Annotated in this window: 18 protein-coding genes and 1 riboswitch; of the genes, 7 read left to right on the forward strand and 11 right to left on the reverse strand. The window is 66.4% G+C overall.

Annotated features, from left to right (window positions below):
- Positions 1 to 101: 101 nt before the first annotated feature.
- From G6P99_RS03805 to G6P99_RS03825, 5 genes are all read right to left on the reverse strand, one after another.
- Positions 102 to 491, reverse strand: coding sequence for an MAPEG family protein (locus G6P99_RS03805; RefSeq protein WP_029080440.1), 390 nt, complete (start codon positions 489 to 491; stop codon positions 102 to 104).
- Between the two features lie 166 nt (positions 492 to 657).
- Positions 658 to 1,743, reverse strand: coding sequence for a lipocalin-like domain-containing protein (locus G6P99_RS03810; RefSeq protein ID WP_029080439.1), 1,086 nt, complete (start codon positions 1,741 to 1,743; stop codon positions 658 to 660).
- The gene (locus tag G6P99_RS03815) at positions 1,733 to 4,192 is read right to left on the reverse strand and encodes an ABC transporter permease (protein WP_165127310.1); all 2,460 of its coding nucleotides are present in this window, start codon (positions 4,190 to 4,192) and stop codon (positions 1,733 to 1,735) included. Before G6P99_RS03815 ends, G6P99_RS03810 begins: the two co-directional genes overlap by 11 nt.
- Positions 4,189 to 4,842 carry an ABC transporter ATP-binding protein gene (locus G6P99_RS03820; RefSeq protein ID WP_029080437.1) on the reverse strand — a complete coding sequence of 218 codons (654 nt, stop codon included), beginning with the start codon at positions 4,840 to 4,842 and terminating at the stop codon, positions 4,189 to 4,191. The genes G6P99_RS03815 and G6P99_RS03820 overlap by 4 nt, the downstream gene beginning before the upstream one ends.
- 40 nt (positions 4,843 to 4,882) lie before the next feature.
- Positions 4,883 to 5,641 (reverse strand): class I SAM-dependent methyltransferase, encoded by a 759-nt coding sequence (locus G6P99_RS03825; protein ID WP_029080436.1) that lies wholly within the window; start codon positions 5,639 to 5,641, stop codon positions 4,883 to 4,885.
- Positions 5,642 to 5,865: 224 nt separating this feature from the next.
- Between G6P99_RS03825 and G6P99_RS03830 the strand changes: the two genes are divergently transcribed.
- Positions 5,866 to 7,182 carry an MFS transporter gene (locus tag G6P99_RS03830; RefSeq protein ID WP_029080435.1) on the forward strand — a complete coding sequence of 439 codons (1,317 nt, stop codon included), beginning with the start codon at positions 5,866 to 5,868 and terminating at the stop codon, positions 7,180 to 7,182.
- 219 nt (positions 7,183 to 7,401) lie between these two features.
- Here the strand turns inward: G6P99_RS03830 and G6P99_RS03835 are convergent, their stop codons facing one another.
- Positions 7,402 to 9,120, reverse strand: coding sequence for an N-acyl-D-amino-acid deacylase family protein (locus G6P99_RS03835; protein ID WP_029080434.1), 1,719 nt, complete (start codon positions 9,118 to 9,120; stop codon positions 7,402 to 7,404).
- 188 nt (positions 9,121 to 9,308) lie between these two features.
- On the reverse strand, positions 9,309 to 11,117 hold the full coding sequence (locus G6P99_RS03840) for a chloride channel protein (protein ID WP_165127312.1): 1,809 nt from the start codon (positions 11,115 to 11,117) through the stop codon (positions 9,309 to 9,311).
- Positions 11,118 to 11,195: 78 nt separating this feature from the next.
- On the opposite strand from G6P99_RS03840, the gene G6P99_RS03845 reads away from it, so the two are divergent.
- Complete coding sequence (locus tag G6P99_RS03845) at positions 11,196 to 11,648, forward strand: MarR family winged helix-turn-helix transcriptional regulator (protein WP_165127314.1); 453 nt, start codon at positions 11,196 to 11,198, stop codon at positions 11,646 to 11,648.
- A gap of 262 nt (positions 11,649 to 11,910) precedes the next feature.
- The gene (locus tag G6P99_RS03850; protein WP_334261919.1) at positions 11,911 to 13,500 is read left to right on the forward strand and encodes a CHAD domain-containing protein; all 1,590 of its coding nucleotides are present in this window, start codon (positions 11,911 to 11,913) and stop codon (positions 13,498 to 13,500) included.
- A 73-nt stretch (positions 13,501 to 13,573) separates the two neighbouring features.
- Here the strand turns inward: G6P99_RS03850 and G6P99_RS03855 are convergent, their stop codons facing one another.
- Positions 13,574 to 13,762, reverse strand: a complete 189-nt coding sequence (locus G6P99_RS03855; RefSeq protein WP_156928535.1) for a hypothetical protein — start codon at positions 13,760 to 13,762, stop codon at positions 13,574 to 13,576.
- A gap of 148 nt (positions 13,763 to 13,910) precedes the next feature.
- Complete coding sequence (locus tag G6P99_RS03860) at positions 13,911 to 15,134, reverse strand: MFS transporter (protein ID WP_029083579.1); 1,224 nt, start codon at positions 15,132 to 15,134, stop codon at positions 13,911 to 13,913.
- A 170-nt stretch (positions 15,135 to 15,304) separates the two neighbouring features.
- On the opposite strand from G6P99_RS03860, the gene G6P99_RS03865 reads away from it, so the two are divergent.
- Complete coding sequence (locus tag G6P99_RS03865; protein ID WP_035977726.1) at positions 15,305 to 16,591, forward strand: hypothetical protein; 1,287 nt, start codon at positions 15,305 to 15,307, stop codon at positions 16,589 to 16,591.
- A 110-nt stretch (positions 16,592 to 16,701) separates the two neighbouring features.
- Here G6P99_RS03865 and G6P99_RS03870 read toward each other — a convergent pair whose 3' ends face one another.
- On the reverse strand, positions 16,702 to 16,875 hold the full coding sequence (locus G6P99_RS03870; RefSeq protein ID WP_165127318.1) for a hypothetical protein: 174 nt from the start codon (positions 16,873 to 16,875) through the stop codon (positions 16,702 to 16,704).
- A 112-nt stretch (positions 16,876 to 16,987) separates the two neighbouring features.
- Entirely contained in the window at positions 16,988 to 19,252 is a 2,265-nt protein-coding gene (locus G6P99_RS03875) for a TonB-dependent receptor (RefSeq protein WP_165127320.1), read from the reverse strand.
- Between the two features lie 109 nt (positions 19,253 to 19,361).
- Positions 19,362 to 19,559, reverse strand: a riboswitch (cobalamin riboswitch).
- Between the two features lie 112 nt (positions 19,560 to 19,671).
- Here G6P99_RS03875 and G6P99_RS03880 point away from each other — a divergent pair.
- The 3 genes from G6P99_RS03880 to G6P99_RS03890 are packed head-to-tail and all read left to right on the forward strand — an operon-like array spanning position 19,672 to position 22,321.
- Positions 19,672 to 20,715 carry a FecCD family ABC transporter permease gene (locus G6P99_RS03880; protein ID WP_029083581.1) on the forward strand — a complete coding sequence of 348 codons (1,044 nt, stop codon included), beginning with the start codon at positions 19,672 to 19,674 and terminating at the stop codon, positions 20,713 to 20,715.
- Positions 20,712 to 21,485, forward strand: a complete 774-nt coding sequence (locus tag G6P99_RS03885) for an ABC transporter ATP-binding protein (protein ID WP_165127322.1) — start codon at positions 20,712 to 20,714, stop codon at positions 21,483 to 21,485. Before G6P99_RS03880 ends, G6P99_RS03885 begins: the two co-directional genes overlap by 4 nt.
- A gap of 41 nt (positions 21,486 to 21,526) precedes the next feature.
- On the forward strand, positions 21,527 to 22,321 hold the full coding sequence (locus G6P99_RS03890; protein ID WP_334261920.1) for an ABC transporter substrate-binding protein: 795 nt from the start codon (positions 21,527 to 21,529) through the stop codon (positions 22,319 to 22,321).
- The last annotated feature ends 192 nt before the right edge of the window (positions 22,322 to 22,513 follow it).

The following is a 22,513-nucleotide window of genomic DNA, read 5'->3' on the forward strand; positions in this document are numbered from 1 at the left end:
TGTCGTTTTAGCAAGCTGGGGCCGTTAGTCCCGTCAATTACCTTGCCTTGTGGTTATGGGTCCCGGCGTTCGCCGGGACGACGGCGGAGTATGTGGCGCCCTCAATGGATCAGCCGCCACACCGCGCCGCCGATCGCGCCGACCCACAACACGATGCACGCCGTTGCCTGGATGCCAAAACCGCGGCTGCGCTTTGCCACCGCCTCGCGATAGCCGGTGAAGTAGACGATGCGGCCGATCACCCAGAGCGCGCCGATGGCTGCGGCTGCGGCGTCGCTGACATAGATCGCGAACAGCCAGAGCGACGGCAGGAAGATAGGCATCCATTCCAGCGTGTTCATCTGGATGCGGAAGATGCGCTCGAAATCCGGATGGCCCGAGATCGCCGGCAGCTTGACGCCATAGGCGACACGGGCGCGCGCGACCTCGATCGAGGTGAAGAAATAGAACGCGACGGCAAGGCAGGTGACGATGGCCGTGTAGTGGTACATGTCAGGCGTGTCCTCTTGTTCCGTTGGCCCCGATGTCATGACGGGGCAGCAGCGACCGGTGTGACGGGCAGAGCGATTATCAGCGACGTCGGAACTGCATTCCCTCCCCCGCAAGCGGGAGAGGTGCAGTGCGTTTGCCGCCCAGCTGATTCAAACTCATTCCGCCCTAGTACCCGGTCATCTCAAGATAGCCGATTCCGGCGTGGCTTCCCGTGAAGCGGATCGGGCCTTCCCAATAGGGGAAGCTGGTTCCCATCCAGCTCTTTGGATTGAGCGGCGTGGTCTCGATGACAAGGCCGCGCGCAGGCAGGCTGACGCGCCACGATGTCGGCAGCTTGCGGCCGTCGATCTCGGTGATCGCAACCGGCGCGATGCTGTTGCCGCTGGCCGCGATCTCGGTCGAGCGGCCGTCCGGCGTGATCCAGTTGCCGAACAGGTTCTCGCGGCCGTCCTTCTGGCGCAGCCGGTACAGCATCAGCTTCTCGTCGCCGGGCAGATGCAGCGAGAACCAGTCCCAGCCGGTCTGGTCTGATGCGAGCGGCTGGCTGCTCCATTCGCGGTCCATCCACGCCATGCCTGTGACCTCGACCGGTCTGTCGTCGATCACGATGCGGCCGGACGCCTTGTAGAACGGCTGGCTGTAGTAATAGGAGGCCTGTCCGCGATCCGACTTGCGGCTGTAGCCATGATCACCCTGCAGCACGAGCGGACGGTCGGCGGCAAGCCGGAGCGTGGCGCTGAAGTCGGCGGCAGAGGCCTTGAGCTCGAGCGGCGCGACGGTCTGCGCATCGAACGCATCGAGGCCGCGGATTTCCCAGGCATCGATCCAGGCGCGGAACGGCGTGGCGTCGACACCGGCCTGCCCAACGCCGCCGCGCGCAAAGGTCTCGCTGAAGCGATGCGTGGTGGCGCTGGTCACGGCGGCATGGCCCATCCAGACCTGCTGGTTGGCCCAGCCCTCGACCGCTCCGCCCGGCTTCATGGCCTGGCGGAACAGCGTCCACTGCGTGCCATAGGCTGCGCCATTCGAGTCGGACAGGTTCGCGGTGACGTACCACCACTCGATCCGGAATTCCGGATGCGGGCCATGATCGGCGGGAAACGTGAACTGCTTGCCCGGCGTGACGGCGGCAAATCCCTCGGCATTCTCGCCGAGCCCGGCAAAGCCCTGCGCAAAACTCTTGCCGCCAAGGGCAAGCGCCAGCGCGCCGCCGGCAAACGCACGGCGCGTGATGGTGCCGCTAGCGCTCATTGGCGAAGATCCGGATCAGGCTGGCCGGCTGCATGCGCGCCAGTCTAGCGACCGGCATCGCCGCCGCACAGAGCGCGGCGGCCATCGCCACCGCGAGCAGCTCGATCAGCTGCAGCGGGAAGATTTGGAACGGCAGCCGCCAGCCGAACGCTTTCACATTGACGATCGCAAGCAGGCACCACGCGACCAGCAGGCCGAGCGGCAGCGCGAACAGCGCGGTGATCGCCGCGACCGCCATGGTTTTCAGCAGTTCGAGCGCCGCGAGCCGCCGTCGCGTCAGGCCGATCGCCCACAGCGGCGCAAGCTGCGGCAGCCGTGAATTGGCGAGCGTCAAGAGGCTGGTCAGGAGCGCAATGCCGGCGACGCCGAGGGTGAAGGCGTTGAGCGCCGCGGTGACCGAGAAGGTGCGGTTGAACACCCGCCTGGATTCCGTCTTCATCCTGGCCTGGTCGGCGACGTTGCGGTCGTCGAGGCCGAATTTCTCCTGCAGCGCCGTGATCAGCGGCGCAATCCTGTCGGGCGCGACGCGCAGGCCCATCCGCGTCATCGGCGTCTGCGGGAAGCGCCGCGTCAGCGCGGCAAAGTTGACCGCGATCTGGCCCTTGGGGTTGCCGTAATCGGCATAGATGCCGACGATCTCGAGCGGCCAGGTGCCGCCGGGGGCGGGCACTTCGATGTGGTCGCCGAGGCCAAGCTTCATCCGTCGCGACAGCTGCTCGCTGACCAGACAAGTGTCGCCCGGACGCAGCCTGACCCAAGCATTGGCGGTGCTCTCGAGCAGCGGCCAGTTGTCGCGATAGGTGGTGTGGTCGGGCAGGCCGAGCACCTCGATCGGCGCGCCGCCGAGCTGGGCGTCGGCGCGGCCGCCGGGCAGGATCGCCTCGACCTCAGGCCGGTCGCGCAGCCATGCCTTGATCTCCTTCGCCTGGGTATCGCTGGCGGCGCTGATATAGACGTCGGCGGCGAGCCGGCCATCGAGCCAGACCAGGAAGGTGCGGCTAAAACTTTCCACCATGGTGCCGACGCCGACATTGACGGCGAGTGCGAGCAGCAGCGCCATCAGCGCCAGCGACAGGCCCGACAATTGCTGGCGGCTGTCGGCCCAGAACCAGATGCTAACAGGCGCTCGCGCGCTACGCTGGCCGAATGCGAGCGCGATTTGCAGGACCATCGGCAGGATCAGCGCTGCGCCGAGCATCAGCGCGGCCAGCACGGCAAAGCCCGCGATCAGGGAATCGCCGAACTGGATCAGGCCGGCGGCGACCGCAAACACCGCGAGCGCCGCCGCGCTCTGGAGCATGAGCCAGCGCCGCTGCGCCTGCTGCCAGGCCTGCGGCTGCGCGGTCGCCAGCACCGGCATCCGGATCGCCTTGGCGAGGCTCGCGGCCGCCGCGGCGAGCGCGCCGAAAATGCTGATCGCGATGCCGGCGAACCACCAGACGGGTTTGAGCGACAGCTGTCCCGGAATCTGCGCGCCATAGAGCCCGCGCAGGGACGCTGCGACATCCGGCAGCAAAGCCGCCGCGATGAAATAGCCGCATACCAGTCCAATGAGACCGGCGATCAGGGCCAGCGACACCAGCTCGATCACCAGCACGGTGTTGAGCATCCGCGCCGAGACGCCGCAGGCGCGCAGCGTCCGCAGCATCGGCAGCCGCTGCTCGAAGGCGAGCCCGATTGCGGAGTTGACGATGAAGAGGCCGACGAAGAACGACAGCAGGCCGAAGGCGGTAAGGTTGAGATGGAAGCTGTCGGTCAGGCGTTCGAGGTCGCTCTCCGTGCTCGGCTCGACCAGACGCAGCTTGTCACCCGCCACGCTCTCAAGCGTGCCATGCGGCGCTTTGGCCTTGCCGACCAGCAGGCGCGAGACTTGTCCGGGCATTTTCAGGATGTCCTGCGCGATGCCGATGTCGACGACCAGCGCGCCGGGCGCGAGCTCGGCCTGCACGCGCAGCGGCGGCAAGCTCATGCCGTTGGCCTGCGGCCGCTCGCCTTCCTTGAGGCCGAGATCGCGCAGCGTCTCAGGCGCCACCAGCATTTCGCCTGGAGGCGTGACGAAGGATTGCAGGTTGCCGCGGCCGATCGTCGGCGCGTTGCCGACCTCGGACGGCAGGGTCACCGGCTCGACGCCGAGCATGCGGAAGCCGCGCCCGTCGATCTGGACGCGGCCTTCCAACATCGGCGACACCGGCCAGCCGGCTCGGCGCAGATCGACGAACAGTTTTTGCGGGAAGGTCGCGCTGTCGCTGGCGACCAGCATCGCGGTGCGCGAACCGCCGAAGGTCGCGGCGGCGCGGTCATAGGCGATGCGGGCCTGCTGGTTCAGCGCCTGCACGCCGCTCCACAGCGCGGTCGCCGAGATCAGCCCGATCAGCAGCGTCGCGAGTTGCATCGGATGCCGCCGCCAATGGCTGAGCAGCACGGCGAGGATCCAGAGCGCGCGCCTCACGCAATTACTCCGGCATGCAGATTGACCTGGCGGTCGAGCGTTGCGGCGAGCCGCGCGCTGTGGGTGACCATCAGGAAGCCGCAGCCGGTGCGCGTCACCAGATCGCGCGCAAGTCGCAGCACCTCGTCGGCAGTGTCCTCGTCGAGATTGCCGGTCGGCTCGTCGGCGAGCAGCAACAACGGCTTCGGCGCCAGCGCACGGCCGATCGCGACGCGCTGCTGCTGGCCGCCGGACAATTGCTCGGGATAGCGCTTCAGGAGGGTTTTCAGCCCGAGTCGCTCGACCAACTCGTCATGCCAGGCGGCATCGTGGCGGCCGGCGATGCGCGACTGGAACACCAGGTTGTCGGCAACCGTCAGGCTCGGGATCAGGTTGAACTGCTGGAACACGAGGCCGAGCCGGTCGCGGCGCAGCTCGGCGCGGCCGGCATCGTTGAGCTGGGAGACGACGGTATCGGCGAGCCTGATCTCGCCGCCGTCGGCGGCATCGAGCCCTGCGATCAGATGCAGCAGCGTGCTCTTGCCGCTGCCGGATTCACCCGACAGCGCGACGCTCTCGCCAGTCGCAACCGCGAGGTCGACGCCGCGCAGCACCGCGACGTCTTCGCCGGCAGAGCGATAACTCTTGGTCAGGCCGGTGACGCGAAGCACCGCGGCGGTCTGGTCAGATGAAGCGATGGCCGTGCCTCATTCAAGGCTTCTGGTATTTCAGGACGAACTCGTCGATCGGCACCGGTGCCTTGAAGACGGGAATGTCCTTGGGGTCCTCCGCATGATGCAGGAAATCGCCCTCGGCCACCAGCTTGAAGCCGGCGGCCTCGATCTCCTGCTTCAACGTGCTCTCCTCGATCCGGTGCAGCGTCTTGGCGACATTGGTGCCGTCGCCCGGCTTGGCCGAGTGGTCGGCGATCACCAGAAAGCCGCCCGGCTTGAGCGCGGCGAACATCTTCTTGTTCATCGCGGCGCGGTCGACCGGCAGATAGGTGATGTCGTGATAGAAAAAGAAGAAGGTGATCATGTCGAGGTTTTGGGCCTCGGGCGGGATCGGGTCGTCATAGTCCCGCACCACATGGACGACGTTCTTCATCGCGGGCGCCTTCGCGCGAATGTCGAACTTGTCCTTCACGAAGCGCTCGAGGACGGCTGCGGAATCCTGCGCGTAGACCTTGCCCGACGGGGCGACGGTGCGCGCCAACAGTTCGGTGCTGTAGCCGGCGCTCGCCGCCATGTCGAGGATGGTCATGCCGGGCTTGACGCCGGCAAAGGCGAGCATCTTGGCCGGCTGGCGGCGCTGGTCGACCTGGCGATCCGCATCGCTGCGGTCGGGCGCGGCGACGATTGCCGCATAGTCGGGAGCGGCCGCATCCTGTGCGCGGACTTGAGGCACGGCGAGCAGCGCGGCGGACACAAGTGCAACGCAGGCGGCCGCGCGTAGGATCGATTTGTTCATGAAATAACCCCGGGCTTTTCGTTGGCCCCGAACATAGCAGGGAGGACATGACAGATCACCGCTTCACGGGCGTGACGACGCGATCGTGATCGGGCCGTTAGCGGCGCGCCGGGGCGTGCGACCCCGGGAAAATGCGTTGTTGCGTTGCTCGGCGAGGCGTGGCTAGCATCGCCAATTGGGGCCGATTTTACGAAGCCAAAAAACGAAACGACGGGGAGCCAGACATGACCACGCAACCGACGCCCGGAGGGATGTCGAAGGGGACGCCCAAAGGCGCCTGGACAATCACCTTCCTGCTGTTCCTGTTCATGGTGGTGAACTTTGCGGACAAGATCGTGGTCGGGCTCGCCGGCGTACCGATCCGCAAGGAGATGGGTCTCACCCCGGAGCAATTCGGCGATCTCGGCTCGGCCTTCTTCATCCTGTTCTCGATCTCGGCGATCGTGGTCGGCTTCATCGTCAACCGCGTCGATACGCGCTGGGTGCTGCTGATCCTGGCGGTGATCTGGTCGCTGGCGCAATTTCCGATGATCGGCACCGTCAGCTACACGACGCTGGTGATCTGCCGCATCATCCTCGGTGCCGGCGAGGGACCGGCCTTCGCGGTCGCCGCGCACGCTATCTACAAATGGTTTCCGGATGAGAAGCGCACGCTGCCGACCGCGATCCTGTCGCAGGGCTCGGCGTTCGGCGTGATCCTCGCGGTGCCCGCGCTGAACTGGATCATCGTCAATCACAGCTGGCATCACGCCTTCGGCGCGCTCGGCATCGTCGGCCTGATCTGGACCGTCGCCTGGTTCGCGTTCGGCAAGGAAGGGCCGCTGGTGTCGACAGCGGCCGCCGTCGCCGACGAGCAGCGGATTCCCTACAGGAAGCTCCTGACCTCGCGCACCTTCATCGGCTGCGTGGTCGCGACCTTCGGCGCCTATTGGGCGCTGTCGCTCGGGCTGACCTGGTTCACCTCCTTCATCATCGAAGGACTCGGCTTTTCGCAGCAGCAGGCCGGCTTCGTCTCGATCCTGCCCTGGATCTTCGGCGCGACCATCGTGCTGCTGACGGGGTGGATTTCGCAGCTGATGCTGGCGCGCGGCTTCACCACCCGCGGCGCGCGCGGCGTGCTCGGCGCGACGCCCTTGATCGTCGGCGGCTGCATTCTCGCGACGCTGCCCTATGCGCCGCCGGGCGGGCTGATGATCGCGCTCCTGGTGATCGGCTCCGGCCTGTGCGGCTCGATCTATGTGGTGTGCCCGCCGATGCTCGGCGAGTTCACGCCGGTGTCGCAGCGCGGCGCCGTGATCGCGATCTACGGCGCGCTGTACACCATCTCCGGCATCCTGGCGCCGATGGTGATGGGCAACGTGATCCAGCACGCCGCCACGCCGATGGCGGGCTACATGACCGGCTTCACCATCAACGCCGCGATCATGGTGGGCTCGGGCGTGCTCGGATTGCTGCTGCTGTGGCCCAACACCGAGCGCGCGCGGCTGACGGGCACGGCGCAGCCGGCGGGCACGATCAAAGGCGCGATGTCGCCGACGTAAGGCGGGGCGGCTCTAGCAACTCGCTCCACTTCGCCTCTCCCCTTGTGGGAGAGGCCGGATCGCATGCAGCGGAGCGCAATGCGATCCGGGTGAGGGGTTGCGGTCTCTCAAGGGACTGAGTTCGCTGAGGCAAACCATTCACCCGGATTTCCCGCTGACGCGCGAAATCCGGCCTCTCCCACAAGGGGAGAGGCGGGAGTTTGCCGCGACGGCCTTTTGTCAGTTCAACCGCTGCGCGCCGCGCACGAGCTTGCCCGGTCGCGCGCCGGTGGCCTTGCCTTCGCGCTGGGTCACCACGCCGGACACGATGGTGGCGTCGTAGCCGTCGACCTGCTGCAGCAGGCGGCGGCCGCCGACCGGAAGGTCGTAATGCACCTTCGGCGGATGCAGATGCAGGCGGTCGTAATCGATCACGTTGACGTCGGCCTTGAAGCCAGGGGCGATCACGCCGCGATCATGCAGGCCGACCGACAGCGCGGTCTTGCGCGACTGCGCCGCGATCACGAACGGGATCGAGAGCTTCTCGCCGCGGCTGCGGTCCCGCGTCCAGTGCGTCAGCAGATAGGTCGGGAAGCTGGCGTCGCAGATGATGCCGCAATGCGCGCCGCCATCGGACAGGCCGGGCACGGCGCTCGGCTCGCGCAGCATCTCATGCACGGCATCGAGATTGCCGTCGGCATAATTCAGGAACGGCACATAGAGCATCCCGCGGCCCTCGTCGGTCAGCATCGCGTCATAGGCGAGCTCTTCCGGCTGCCGGCCCTGGCGCCGCGCCTGCGGGCCGAGCGCGTTCTCCGGCGGCTGCTCATAGTCCGGCGGATTGCCCAACAGATACATCTTGTCGTAGTTCGGCCGGAAGAACAGCGGATCGTCAGTCGCCGTCGCGCTTTCGCTCAGGATCGCTGCGCGCACCTCGGGCCGGCGCAGATGGGTCAGCCGTTCGGCCAGCGGCAGCTTTGCAATGGCACGGTAGCTCGGATGGGTCTGGAACGGGTTGCGCGACAATTCCAGCCCGAGCAATAGCCCGACCGGCCGCGCGGCGATCTGGGTCGTGATCGACAGGCCGCGCGCGGCGGCTTCGTTGATGGTGTCCATGGTCTGCCGCCAGCGCCGCGGCGCCTTGTCGGCCTGCGCCACCGAAAACGAGATCGGGCACTTTGTGTTTTCAGCGACCCGCAGCATCATCGGCAGATCTTCGTGCACGGTGCTCTGGTCGAGCACGAATTGCAGCACGCTGCGGCCGACGCCGTGCATCGCGCCGGCGATCGCGGTCAATTCATCTTCGCCGGCTTTCAAGGTCGGCGTGTAGTCACCTGTCGAGGTGCGGTGGTTGAGCGTGCGCGAGGTCGAGAAACCCAGCGCGCCTGATCGTACTGCGTCGCCGGCGAGCGCCGCCATCGCCTTGTTGTCGTCAGGCGTTGCGGGATCGCGGCGCGCGCCGCGCTCGCCCATCACATAGACGCGCAGCGCCGCATGCGGCAGCTGTGCGCCGATGTCCATGTCGAAGCTGCGCTTCGACAGCCACTCCATGTAGTCGGGGAAGCTTTCCCATGCCCAGGGAATGCCGGCGCTCAGCACCGGCTCCGGGATATCCTCGACGCCTTCCATCAGCTGGATCAGCCTGACGTGATCGCTCGGCCGGCACGGCGCGAAGCCGACGCCGCAATTGCCCATGATCGCCGTGGTGACGCCGTTCTGCGACGACGGCGTGATGTCCTGGCTCCAGGTCACCTGACCGTCGTAATGGGTGTGGACGTCGACGAAGCCGGGCGCGACCAGCTTGCCCTTGGCGTCGATCTCTTCCCTGCCTTTTGCGGAGACCTTGCCGACTTCGGTGATCTTGCCGCCAGAGATCGCGACATCGGCTTCATAGAGGTCACCGCCCTTGCCGTCGGCGATGGTGCCGCCGCGGATCACGAGGTCTGGGGTCGAGGTCATGGCGTGTCATCCCGAGGCTGTTCTTGGTTGCCGGCATCATGGGTGCCCCCTTGATGCTGTCAACCATCGCCGATGAAGCTCTGGGATGCGCTGGCGACGATTTGCCAGCGAGGATCGAATGCGACCGCCCGGCGGAAATTTGTTCCGCGACGGGTCGATGACCGCCGCCGCGGCAGCCGCGTGCAAACCTAGCGGGCGCCGAAGAAGGCTGTCTTCTGGGTCTCCTCGGCCTGCAGCCTGGCGCGCACCCGCATGAGGTCCTTCCAGCCGATATAGCCGACCAGGCGCTGATCGTCGCGCGAGATCACCGGCAGATGCGAGACGTTGACCTGCATCAGGCGGTCGGCGAGCCGGTCGAGATATTCATCGGGATAGGCGACGGTGATCTTGCTCCCCGCCAGCAGCTGGCTCAGCGTCGTGGTGCGATGCTTGCCGGCGCGGCGCCAGCGCAGCACGGACGGCGGGTCGATCACCCCGAGCACGTGATGGTTGGCATCGACGACCGGAAAGCTCGGATGACCGGTCTTCGGGTTGGTCAGGAAGGCTGCCGCGCCGTGCAGCGTCATGGTGTCGGAAACGGTCTCGACCGCCTTGGTCATCACGTCGCGCACGCGCGTCAGCGCGAAGGGATCGACGCGGTACTCGCGCACCAGATGATGGCCGCGCCGCGCGACCTTCTCCGTCAGGATCGACCGCCGCATCAAAAGCACCGTGACGCCATGCGCGGTGCCGCAGGCCGCGATCAGCGGCAGCAGCACATGGGTGTTGCCGGTGAGCTCGACGGCGAAGAAGGTCGCGGTCAAGGGCGAGCGCATAGTGCCGCCCATCGTCGCCGCCATCGCCAGCAGCGCCCAGAAGCCGGGGCTCGCGGCAGGCAAATAGCCGCTCAGCACCGTTCCCATCGCGCCGCCCATGATGAGCAGCGGCGCCAGCACGCCGCCCGACGTGCCCGAGCCGAGCGCGACCGACCAGATCACGGCCTTCACCACGAGCAGCAGCAGTGCGGCCTTCAGCACCACCTCGCCGCTCAGCATTGCGGCAAGATTGTCATAGCCGACACCGAGCGCTTGGGGTTCGATGAGCCCGCCGAGGCCCACGACCAGGCCGCCCATCAGCGGCCACCACATCCAGTGGATCGGCAGCTTCAGGAAAATGTCCTCGCAGCCATAAACCAGCTGAGTGAGCACGCCTGACAGCAGCCCCGAGAGGATTCCGATCAGCATCCAGGCGCCGAGCTGCAGCACCGAGATGTCGACGCCGCCCGTGAACGGGAACAGCGGCGCCGGCATGTGCAGGAAGGTGCGTCCGACCGCGGCCACCACGGCGGCGACGGTGACGGGAATGAAGCTGCGCGGCGTCCACTCGAACAGCAGCAGTTCGACGGCGAGCATGATCGCGGCGATCGGTGTGCCGAACACCGTGGTCATGCCGGCGGCGGCGCCAGCCACCAGCAGGGTCTTGCGCTCGTTGTCCGTCACCGGAAGCATCTGCGCGATCAGCGAGCCGATCGCGCCGCCGGTCATGATGATCGGGCCCTCGGCGCCGAACGGACCGCCGGTGCCGATCGACACCGCCGACGACAATGGCTTGAGGATCGCCACTTTGGGGTCGAGCCGGGAACGGCCGAGCAGAATCGCCTCGATGGCCTCCGGAATGCCGTGGCCGCGGATCTTCTCGCTGCCGAAGCGCGCCATCAGGCCGATGATCAGCGCGCCCGCGACCGGCACCAGCACGGTCCAGAGACCGAGCGGCGAATCCTGCAATTTCAGATCGGCGAAGCTGAACCGGCCGAAATAGGCGATGTTGGTGGCGAGCTTGATCAGTTGCAGCAGTCCCGCCCCGGCCAGCACGCCGGCGCCGGCGACAAACACGGCGATCGCCGAGATCACCACGACCCGCGGATCGGTGGTGAAATCGCTCAGAAGGTGACTGGCCTTGTCGCCGATCTTGGAGGCGTTGTCGGCGGAGGCGCTCGATTTGGTGGAAATGACGCTCATGGGTGGCGTAAGGCTCTGACGAAGTGGACGCCGGGCGTCATATCGCATTGCGATATAATTACAAGCGGGAGACATCGAATGGCAGCGTTGAAAAGGCCTGCGAAATCGCCGGCCAGGAACCGGAAGCGGGTTCCCAGCCAGGCCGATTACGAGGCGCTGTCGCAGTTTCGCTATCTGATCCGGTGTTTTCTGGAGTTCAGCCAGGACGCCGCGAAGGCCGAGGGGCTGACGCCGCGGCAGCATCAGGCCCTGCTGGCGATCAAGGGATATTCCGGCGGCGGGCCGGTCACGATCGGCGATCTGGCCGAGCGGTTGCGGCTGCGTCACCATACCACGGTCGAGCTGGTCGACCGGCTGTCCGAGGCCGGATTGGTCGAGCGCGTGCTCGATCCCGCCGACCAGCGGCGAGTGCTGCTGAAACTAACCGGCCTTGCGGCCGATCATCTCGCCGAACTGTCTGCGGTTCATCTCGACGAGCTGTCGCGGATCGAGCCGCTGCTCAAACAGGTACTGTCGCGGCGGTCGGGCTGACCGCGTCGCGTGCACAATGCATCGCGCGTCAGGCGCGCGGGCTCGCGGTCCCGGCCTGATATCCTGGAACCTGTTGCTTGCGTTGGATGAACAAGCATCGAAAACGCGTGGCGCGCGTTTCTCGCCCTTGGATGGCGGCGCAACCCACTTCAACTTCACCGCGTGAGTTCAGGCACAATTCGTGGCAATGCACGCTGCCGTGCAAGGGATATGCCTTGTCATTGTCATGAAACCTTCATACACCAAGCTGGGGGCGATATCATTGAATGAGCGGCAGCCGGTCGTGATTGATGCGGGCAGTGCCATTGCCGTCGGGCATGGCGATCAGGCGGAAATCGAACTCAAGCTGCTTGCGCCGCAAGGAAGCCTCGAAAAACTGCGCGAGGCACCCTGCATCGTGCAGCATGCGCGCAATCGCGGCGCGTTTCACCGGCTTGAAACGGTCTATTACGACACGCCGGAGCGACTGCTGTTTCAGCATGGCATGTCCTTGCGCGTGCGACGCAGCGGCAAGACCTTCATCCAGACGCTGAAGCTTTCACCGAATGGCGCGCAGCCTCTGATGCGACGCCAATGGGAAGCGCCGGTTGAAGGCATCGCCCCTGATCTGGCGCGACTCCCCGTCGACGAGGTCGGCGATCCCGTGGCGGCGCTGAGCAACGACGCGCTGGTGGCGGTTTTCGCGACCAAGGTGCGCCGGCACGCGCGGCAGCTCGATCTGCCCGATGCGTCGGTTGAAGTCGCATTCGATGAGGGGACGATCGAGGCCGATGCGCGCCAGGAGGTCCTGTCGGAAATCGAGCTTGAACTGAAGAGCGGCAATGCCGGCGTCCTGTTCGATCTCGGAGCGCAGCTGCTCGACGCTGCGCCGCTGCAGATTGGCACGCGCAGCAAGGCGGAACGCGGCTATGCGCTTGCGTTTGATGTCGCGCCATCGGCAGCAAAAGCCGAGTTGTCAGGCATCACGGCGGAGCTTGTGGTCGACGACGTCATCGCACTGCTGGTGGGCTCCTGCTGGCATCATCTTTTGAAAAACCACGCGGTGGCCGAGCAGGGATCGGACCCCGAAGGCGTGCACCAGATGCGGGTGGCCCTGCGGCGCTTGCGGACGATCTGTGCGCTGTTCCGGCGCGACATTCCGTCGCCGGCATTTCTGGCGGTCAACACCGAAGCACAATGGCTGATGCGGCAACTCGGCCGGGCCCGGGATTGGGACGTCTTCGCCAAGGAGACGATCGCCCGCCTGGCCGGCGCGGCTCCGGATATCGACCTGGATGGCCTCCGCCAGGCGGTCGAACAGCAGCGGAAGTCGAGCTACGGCGCCTTGCATGGCGTTCTGGCCGATCCCCGTTGCAGCCGCTTCCTGCTCTCGCTGGGGCAGGTGGTGGAACGCCGCAGCTGGCGCAACGAGATCGACAGCGAAGCGCTGGCCGTCCTGTCGCAACCAATGCCCGTGCTCGCCGACAAAATCCTGGAACGATTGCATCGCAAGACGTTGAAGCGTGGGGCGCGCTTCCGGCGGCTCGATATCCATGCGCAGCACAATCTCAGAATCAACCTCAAGAAGCTGCGCTATGCGGCGGAATTCTTCCTGCCGCTTTATGCCGCGCACGCGCCGGCGAAGCGCTACGTGAAGCGGCTCGCCGGGCTGCAGGCCAGTCTCGGGCGGGTGTGCGACATCGGAAGCACGCGCACGCTGCTCCATGCCATCCGGCAGGACGACCAGCCTGCGCTTCATCTCGGCATCGGCGCGATGGCCGGCTGGCTGGCCCGCGATCAGATCGCGGTGGCGAAGACGCTGCGCAAGAGTTGGCGGCGGTTCAAGACGACGCCGGCATTCTGGGGCCGGTGAGTTTGGCAGCGGCAGTCATCGGCCGCGCCTCTTCCTGGAGGCTAGCTCGATGCGCGGTGAGTCCACCGCGCCATCAGGGCATCGGAGGTCGGACTTCGTCATCGGGCGAAACGGGCTCCGACGACGCGCCGGCTTCAGCGTCGCGCAAAGCTGTTTCCTGAGTAATCGGAATATGCGGCACGCTGCTGACCACGACCGGATTGTCGTCGTCGGCGTGGCTCATGAGTGTTTCAAGAAAGAGAAAAAATTTCTCTGAAAGCACAGCAACCTCCCCCGGTTCGGAAGAGTCACAATTAAGCTAGTCCTCCCAGGCGGCAGGCACCAGTCGTTATGGTGGGAAATCCCGTCAACAAACGGCGATTGTTGGCAGTTCGCGGGGCGGAGCGATCCTGCGGGGTTGCCTAGCGGGGCTACGCCCGGATTGTAGCCTCGGAGGCCTGCGGCTTGCGCTCGGTGACCAGCGCAAGCAGCACGGTCAGCACCATGAAGCCCACCGAGGCGCCGAACACCCAATGCGGCATGTGCTGGTCCATGATCCAGCCGAACAGCAGCGGGCTGACGATGCCGCCGAAGTTGAAGCCGGTGGAGACGATGCCGAAGGCGCGGCCGGCGGCGCCGGGAGGCGCGGCGTTGCGCACCATCATGTCGCGGGACGGCGCGATCACGCCGCCAAGGAATCCGGCGAGCCCCATCGCCAGCGTGAGCGCGACAGGCGGCAGGTCCATCAGCGCGATCAGCAGGACGAGCGCGGCATTGATCGCAAAGCAGGCCGCCGCGACCTGGCTGTGACGATGGGTCCAGTCGGCGAGATAGCCGCCCGCCAGCACGCCGGCGGCGCTGGCGCCGAGGAACGCGGTCAGCGCGATATTGGCGGTCGAGAACGACGCGCCGTAACCGCCCATCAGCGCCACCACGCCAAAATTGTTGATGCCCGAGGTCGACAGGCTGAGCAGCGTGAAGAACGCGGTCAGCACCATCAGCGCCGGCGTGATCACGCTCGTCTTCTGTGAGGCGTGGTCCTTGGCCTTGTTCCTGTTGGCGCCGGCATCGGGAATGCCGAGCACGATCAGGAACAGCGCCACCAGCGGACCGACCGCGCCGGCCACGATCAGTGCGCCGAGGCCGCCGATCGAGGCGACCAGCGCCGCCATGATCGCGGGCGCGACCGCGCCGCCGAGGAAGCCGGCAAAGGTGTGGATCGAGAAGGCGCGGCCCATCCGCGCCTCGTCCATATGGGCCGAGAGGATCGCGTAGTTAGCCGGATGATAGACGCTGTTGGCAAGCCCAAGCAGCACGGCGCAGACGATCAGCGAGGGATAGCTGAGATGCAGGCCGAGCCCGATCAGCGCACAGCCGCCGATGGTCAGCCCGATCAGCAGGATCTTGCGCGCGCCGATATGGTCGGCGAGGTAGCCGATCGGCGCCTGGGTCAGGCCGGAGACCACCGCGAACACCGTCAGCGCCAGGCCGAGCTCGACATAGCCGACGCCGAGCTGCTGCTTCAGGAACGGGAACAGCATCGGCAGCACGAAGATATGGAAATGGCTGACCCAATGGGCCACCGAAATCCCCGTCAGCGTGCGCACCGCGCTGTCGGCTCTCGCTTGCTGCGGTGCGGCCAGAACGTCGACCATTTTTGAGACAACCCTTTTCCCAACGCCCGGCAGGGCGCGCCGAAAATAGAGGCTGGCCGCTAATTGTCCATGAACGCGCCTGCATGGCTGCCCCCGGAGTGGGCGTGCCGGATCGACACATGCGGCATTAATGGCGGCGACAAAGCGTGGCGGCGCGGCGATGATCGGTCATGATCGACGCCAAAAAGCCGCTCCGGGTGCTCGTGTCAGAGGGCTCCAGCACCTCCGGCCGCGAGGCGATCACGATCCTGGGGCTGGCCGGCCATCACGTCGAAATCTGCGATCCCTCGCGCTGGTGCCTGGCGCGCTATTCCCGCTTTGTCCGCAAGTACCACCATTGTCCGCCGCTGCGCACCGATCCGGCCGGCTTCCTGCGCTTCGTCGAGCGTCTGTTGGCGTCGCGGCATTTCGATGTGCTGCTGCCGACCCATGAACAGGGCTTTCTGTTCGCCCGCGCCCAGGATCGATTGCAGCTGCGCGCCGGCCTGGCGCTGCCGGATTTCGCCAGCTATCGCGCCGTGCACAGCAAGGCCGGCTTCAGCCGTCTGCTCGACCAGCTCGGCCTGCCGCAGCCGCCGACCCGGATCGTGAACTCGGTCGATGAGCTGCGCGACGGCCTGCGGTTTCCCTCCGTGGTCAAGACGTCGATCGGCACTGCCAGCCGTGGTATCTGGTTTGTGCGCGACGCCAGCGATCTCCATCGCGCGCTCTACGATCTCGAATCCGCAGGCGATTTTGCCGGCGAGGTGCTGGCGCAAGACCTCATCACCGGCACCGTCGAGAAGGCCCAGTCGGTGTTTTGCCGCGGCACTCTCATTGCCTTCCACGCCTACCGTCAGATCGCAGCCGGCGTCGGCGGCGGCGAGGCGATCAAGGAGAGCGTGAGCCGGCCGGCGATCCGCGCCGCGCTCGAGACCATCGGCGCGCATCTTGGCTGGCACGGCGCGCTGTCGGTCGATGTCATCATGCCGCTCGACAGCGCAACGCCGCTTTTGATCGACTGCAACCCGCGGCTGGTTGAGCCCATGAACGCATACCGGTCCGGCACCGATCTGGTCGACCTGCTGCTGCGCGTCTCGCTTGACGAGACGCCGGCTCCGCTGGCGGACGGCCGCGCCGGCGTGCGGACCCATCTGGCGATGCAGGCGCTGCTCGGCAGCGCGTCGCGCGACGGCACAAGGCGCGAGCTGATCAGGGAATGCGGCCGCATCGCCGCGGGTGACGGTCTCTATCGCGGAAGTACGGAAGAGTTGACGCCGGTGCGGCTCGATTGGCTCAGCGCCGCGCCGCTGGCGATGACCACGGCGCTGCTGCTGGCATCGCCGCAGATCGCCTCATCGCTGGCGCGCAGCGGCTTCGGTGCGCATCTGCTGGATCGCGGCAGTATCAAGAAGATCGAGCGTGACGATTTTATTCGCAATGCCTCACGTCGTCCTGGCGAAAGCCAGGACCCATAACCACCGCTGCAAGTTTGGTAGAAGACTGGGGCCGCAGCTCGCCCGCCAACGTGCTTCAGGGGTAATGGGTCCTGCCTTTCGCCAGGACGACATCGTGGATGATGTCCGTCCTACAACGGCTCGTCGTCATTGCCATAGCGGTCGATCTTCGGGGTGGCGATGTCGCCATCCTCGTCATACTCGTCGTCCGGCGGCGCGGCGGGTGGCGGCGGCGCCTTCGACTTTTCGTCGGACTTCTTGCTGGGCTTGTCGGCGCCCTTGCTCGTCTTTCCGGCCTTGCCCATGCGTTTCCCCTGCGCGGGTTAAATCAGCTGCCGGAATTCTACCCCAGTTTGCTGGCGCTTGTAATGTGAGAGACGACGCTGCGGCGTCACACCCGCCGCGCCGGATCACGCTCTAAAACGTTGCGCCGGCCTTCACCATGTAGGTGCGGCCCGGGAGCGGATAGGCCGAGAAGCGGCCATCCGTGAACGAGCTCGCGATGGCGTAGTCGTAATAGAGCGCGTTGAACAGGTTGTTGACGCTGAGCGACCAGAAGAAGCGATCAATTTGCCCGCTCAGCTTGATATCGGCGGTGGCGTTGCCGGGAATCCGGCTCTGGGTGTTGGCCTGGTCGTTGTCCATGATGCGCGAGCTCCAGGCGCGCGCGGTGGCGTCGAACACCAGATAGTTCTGCCAAATATTCCAGGTCACGCCGACATTGCCGGTATAGCGCGACACCAGCGGCACGTCGTTGCCGGCCCAGATGCCTTCGCGGAAGACCGCGCGGGTGATCGCCATGCCGCCGCGCAAGGTCACGCTGTCGCTGACCTTGAGCGAGGCGCTGGTTTCCGAGCCGTAGCGGCGGGTCGGATCGAGGTTGACGTTGTAGAACAGCACCGGGTTGAAATGGATCTCGTTCTCGAGATCCATCAGATAGACGCTGGTCTGGACCTGGAAGCGGTTGGTCCTGACCCGGAAGCCGCCCTCGACGTCTTCCGACGTCTGGGTCTTGAGCGCAAAATTCTGCGCGATGGGCAGGAAGGTCAGCGGGTCGAATGACGGACCCGATGCGACGCGCTCGTCGACGTCGGGCGTGCGGAATGCGCGCGCGGCGCGGCCGAACACCGAGAATGTGTCGGTGAAGCGATGCTCGACGCCGACATGGAGCGCATATTGCGTCTCGTTGCTGTCGAGCGGCGACGCCTGCGTGTCGAAGGCGAACGGCGCATTCGGGTCGTAGCGATCACGCGCCGAGACGCTGGTATTCTGGACGCGTGCACCATAGGCGAAGTCGGTGGTCGGCAGCAATCCGAGCGTGTGCTGCCAGTAGCCTGCCACGCTCTGCTGCTCGATATTGTAGATGTGGAAGGGGTCGACGCCCTGGAACGCGCCGCGTGCCTGACGGAACGTCGAATCGTAATAATCGATGCCGGTCAGGATCGTCGACGGCATCCCCAGCATCACGTTCTTGACGCTGAGCCGCGGCGTCAGCGACCAGGTCTCCAGCGCGGCATCGTTGTAGGTCGAGGCGAAGCTGATGGTCGGTACCGTGCCGAAGAAGCCGCTTTGGGTATCGCGCTGCCGCCAGCCGCCGTCGACGATCAGGTCGACGCCGTTGATCAGCGTCTTGGTGAAGCCGGCGGTGACGCTGGCGGTCTGCTGGTTGGCATAGTCGAACGGCGTGCTGCTGCCCCTGCGGTCGGTTTGCAGCTCGTTGATCCCGATCGACGGATCGACCAGCCGCCCGCCGGGCAGGCCGAGCTTCTGGTCGCTGCCCGTGACGGTGAGGAAGGCGGTCAGATCGGGCGTGGTGTAGTTGATGCTGCCGACGGCGTTGCGCTGGTCGAGCGCATTGTTGACGCGGTAGCCGTCGGACTTGATGCCGTTGCCGTAGAACGAGGTGGACCACGGTCCCGCATTGAGCGCCGCGGAGACGGCGGCCATGCGGGTGTTGAACGAGCCATATCCCGCCTCGGCTCTCATCGTCGTCGGCGGACCGCCGACGCCGGTCTTGGTGATGATGTTGACGACGCCGCCCACCGCATTGTCGCCGTAGAGCACGGCGCCGCTGTTGCCGCGCGTGATCTCGATGCGCGCGATCGAATCGAGCGGGATCGTGGTGAGGTCGAAGCCGGCCTTGTCGACGTCGTTGAGCCGGCGGCCGTTGAGCAGGAACAGCGTGTTGTCGGTGGCGAATGCCCCGAAGCCGCGCAGGTCGACCGCGGTCTTGGCGCCGTTCGGCCCGCCATAGAGCGTTTGCAGCTGCACGCCCGGCACCTGCGCGAGGATTTCAGGCAGCGACTGTACCGGCGAATGCGCGATGTCGTCGGCCGTGATCAGGGCCGAGGACGATCCGACAATGCCGGCGAACTGGCGGCCGCCGCTGGTGCCGCCCGTTCCGGTGGCCGTGCCTGTCCCTGTGGTGCCCGATCCGCTTCCGCCGCCCACATTGGTGCTCTCTGCGGTGCCCGGCGCCGGGCGGCGCGGCGCCGGCGCTTCGTCCGCGGCCGGCCTGGCGCGCGTGACGTTCTGATCGCCCGGCTTGGTGACTTCGATGGTCGGTAGCTGATCGGGAGCAGGCGCCTGCTGCGCCCGCGCGGCGGAGACAATAAATACAGGCGCGAGCATCGTCGTCGCGAGCAGCAGCGTGCGCCGCCAATGGAAAGAGAAAGTGAGCATAAGCGAGACCTCGGTAACGTCAGTGGCACGTCACCGCGAACCAGTCTCACCATCGTGCTAACAGCCTCAGGTGAAGCTCATGCCTGTACTCCCCGACCGGCATCTTCGCGTGTGACCACGGCTGACGGCAGGTCTCCTGGCTCGCGGGTCGTTACCCTTCGTCGCCTTCCCAGGACCGAGATTCCCAGTGGCCTGTGACGAAGGATTCACCGCATACAGTTGCGGGGGCAGCCGCGGCCTTGGGGAAGTTTCCCCGCACCGCATTCCCTTTTCATCTCGCTAAAGAACCGTCATGTTCATCTAGGGTTCGGCCGGGCAGCAAAGTCAATCCGGCGGAAGTCGGGCAATGGCTGGGCGGCCACGGTTTTTATCGAGTGTCGCTTGTCTGCCACGGCGATCGCTGTAAGAGCATGGATCCAATGAGCGTGCAGGATTTTGCCTTGGCGGCCGAGGTCGCGGCGCGGCGACGGTGGGGCGCCACCGCGGCGCTGCTCGCGCTTGTGGCGCTGCTGTGCGTGATCTCGCTCGGCATCGGGCCGGTGCGGCTGTCGCCGCTCGCGGTGACCGAGGCGCTGTTCGGCGGCGGCAGCGACGTGGCGCAGGTGATCGTGCGCGAAATTCGTTTGCCGCGCACCATTCTGGCGTTCGCAATCGGCGGCATTCTCGGGCTGTCAGGCGCGGCGCTGCAGGGCCTGCTGCGCAATCCGCTGGCCTCGCCGTCGCTGTTCGGCGCGCCGCAATCGGCGGCGTTCGGCGCGGTGCTGGTGATCGCGCTCGGCCTGGCCGACGTGCGCTCCTACGCGCTGCCGGTGGTGGCGATCATCGCCGCGTTCGGCTCGGTGTTCGCGCTGCTCGCGATCGCCGGCCGCAATGCCGGGCTGCTGATTCTGATCCTCGCGGGGCTCGCGATCTCGAGCTTTGCGGGAGCTGCGACCGCGCTGGTGATGAACCTCTCCAGCAATCCCTTCGTGGTGCTGGAGATCGCGTTCTGGCTGCTCGGCTCGCTCGAGGACCGCAGCTTTCAGCATGTCGCGCTGGCGTTGCCCTTCATCATCGCGGGTGCCGCGATCCTGCTCAGCCAGGCGAGCGCGTTCCGTGCGCTGACGCTCGGCGAGGAGGCGGCGCAGAGCCTCGGCGTCGATGTCGGGCGGCTGCGGCTCTTCGTGATCGCGGGCGTTGCGCTCGGCGTCGGCGGCGCGGTCGCGGTCACCGGCACGATCGGCTTCATCGGGCTCTTCGCGCCGCATCTGATGCGTCCCCTGATCGGTCACGATCCGGCGCGGCTGCTGGTGCCGAGCGCGCTCACCGGCGCGGCGCTGCTGCTCGCGGCCGATATCGCGGTGCGCATCATCCCCTCGACCTCCGACATCAAGGTCGGTGTGCTGACCTCGATCATCGGGGTGCCGTTCTTCCTCTATCTGATCATGCGCGAACGCCGCGCGCTCGGCGGAGGCGTGGCATGACGCTGCTCTCCGCCATCGCGCTCAATGCGTCGCTCGGTAGCCGCAAGGTGCTGCACGATGTGTCGCTGTCGCTGGCATCAGGCCATCTGGTCGCGCTGGTCGGCCCGAACGGCGCCGGCAAGACCACGCTGCTGCGCGCGCTCGCCGGATTGATCCCGTCCGATGGCGAGATCCGGATCGGCGGCGATGCGCTGGCGGCGCTATCGTTGCGCGAGCGCGCGAAACGCTTTGCCTATCTGCCGCAGGGGCACATGGTGCATTGGCCGCTGCCGGCGCGCGACATCGTCGCGCTCGGCCGCTATCCGCATGGCGCGACCGATCCGGCGCGGTTGTCGCCGAAGGACATGGAGGCCGTGCTGCGGGCGATGCAGGCGGTCGACGTCACTGAATTCAGCGACCGCCGCGTCACCAAGCTGTCCGGCGGCGAGCGCAGCCGCGTCGCGTTGGCGAGGGTGCTGGCGGTCGAGGCGCCGGTGATCCTCGCCGACGAGCCGACCGCGTCGCTCGATCCGCGCCACCAGATCGACGTGATGCAGAAGCTGCGCAACGTCGCCGACACCGGCGTGCTGGTCGTCGTGGTGACGCACGATCTCGGGCTCGCCGCGCGCTTTGCCGATCACGTGCTGGTTCTGGCGGAGGGCCGGCTGGCGGCGCAAGGCGCGCCTGCGGAAGCATTGTCGGAGGCGGTCCTCGCCAGCGTGTTCCGGGTCAGCGCCTACCGCGCCGAATTTCAACGCGAGGCCGTCATCGTGCCGTGGGCGGACGTGTGATGCGCATGCGGTGTCTCGCAGCCTTGGCAATGGCGGCATGGATGATGTCGTGCGATGCCTCATCCGCCACCGGACCGCGCATCGTCTCGATGAATGTCTGCAGCGACCAGCTCGTGTTGTCGCTGGCCGATCCGGACCAGATCCTCGGGCTGAGCCGTTTTTCGCGCGATGCCTGGCAGTCCTGGGCCGCCGAGAAGGCGCGAAACTTTCCGCGGCTGTCCGGCGAGGCCGAAGATGTTCTGCTGCACAAGCCCGACCTTGTCGTCGTCAGCCTATTCGACAAGCGGGCGACGCGCGATCTGTTGAAGGCGAAGGGGCTACACCTCGTCGAGTTCACGGTGCCGCGCACGCTGGACGAGGTGAAGGACCAGATCCGCGCGATGGGCAATGTGCTGCAGCATCCGGATCGCGCGGAGGCCGAGATCGCGCGGCTCGATGCGGCGATCGCACGGGCGCGGGCGGTGGCTGATGGTCATCATTATCGCGTGCTGCCGCTGGAGCGGCGCGGCTTTGTGTCGGGTGAGAGCAGCCTGATCAGCTCGCTGCTGGCGGCAACGGGTCTTTCCAACGCCGCCGGCGAGCTCGGCTTCAGCGCCGGCGGATTTGCCTCGCTGGAAGCCATCGTGAAACTACGGCCGGATTTTATCCTGGTGTCGGAAGCCGGCGATCGCGCCGAGGACGACGGCCGCGCCTTCCTGCTGCATCCGGCGCTGGAGCGATTCTATCCGGAGGGCAAGCGCATCGTGCTGCCGGAGCGGCTCACCGTCTGCGGCGGCGTGATGCTGGCGGATGCGCTGGATCGGTTGACGGCGGAGCTGCAGCGGGTGACGCGGTGACTCCTCGTTATCCGTCATCCTGAGGAGCGCGTAGCGCGTCTCGGAGGATGCACGGCCCCGATATTTCCAAATGGCTGCGGACAGAGCGGGGCTGTCGCCCTTCGAGGCTCGCCCAGCGGTGCAAGTGCCCCGCAAGGCTCGCACCTCCAGCGACAACGGCGAAGCCGTTGCGCGGGGGTGACGGTTCGATAT

The sequence above is a fragment of the Bradyrhizobium sp. 6(2017) genome (assembly GCF_011058295.2).
In the GTDB taxonomy this organism is placed as follows: Bacteria; Pseudomonadota; Alphaproteobacteria; order Rhizobiales; family Xanthobacteraceae; genus Bradyrhizobium; species Bradyrhizobium septentrionale.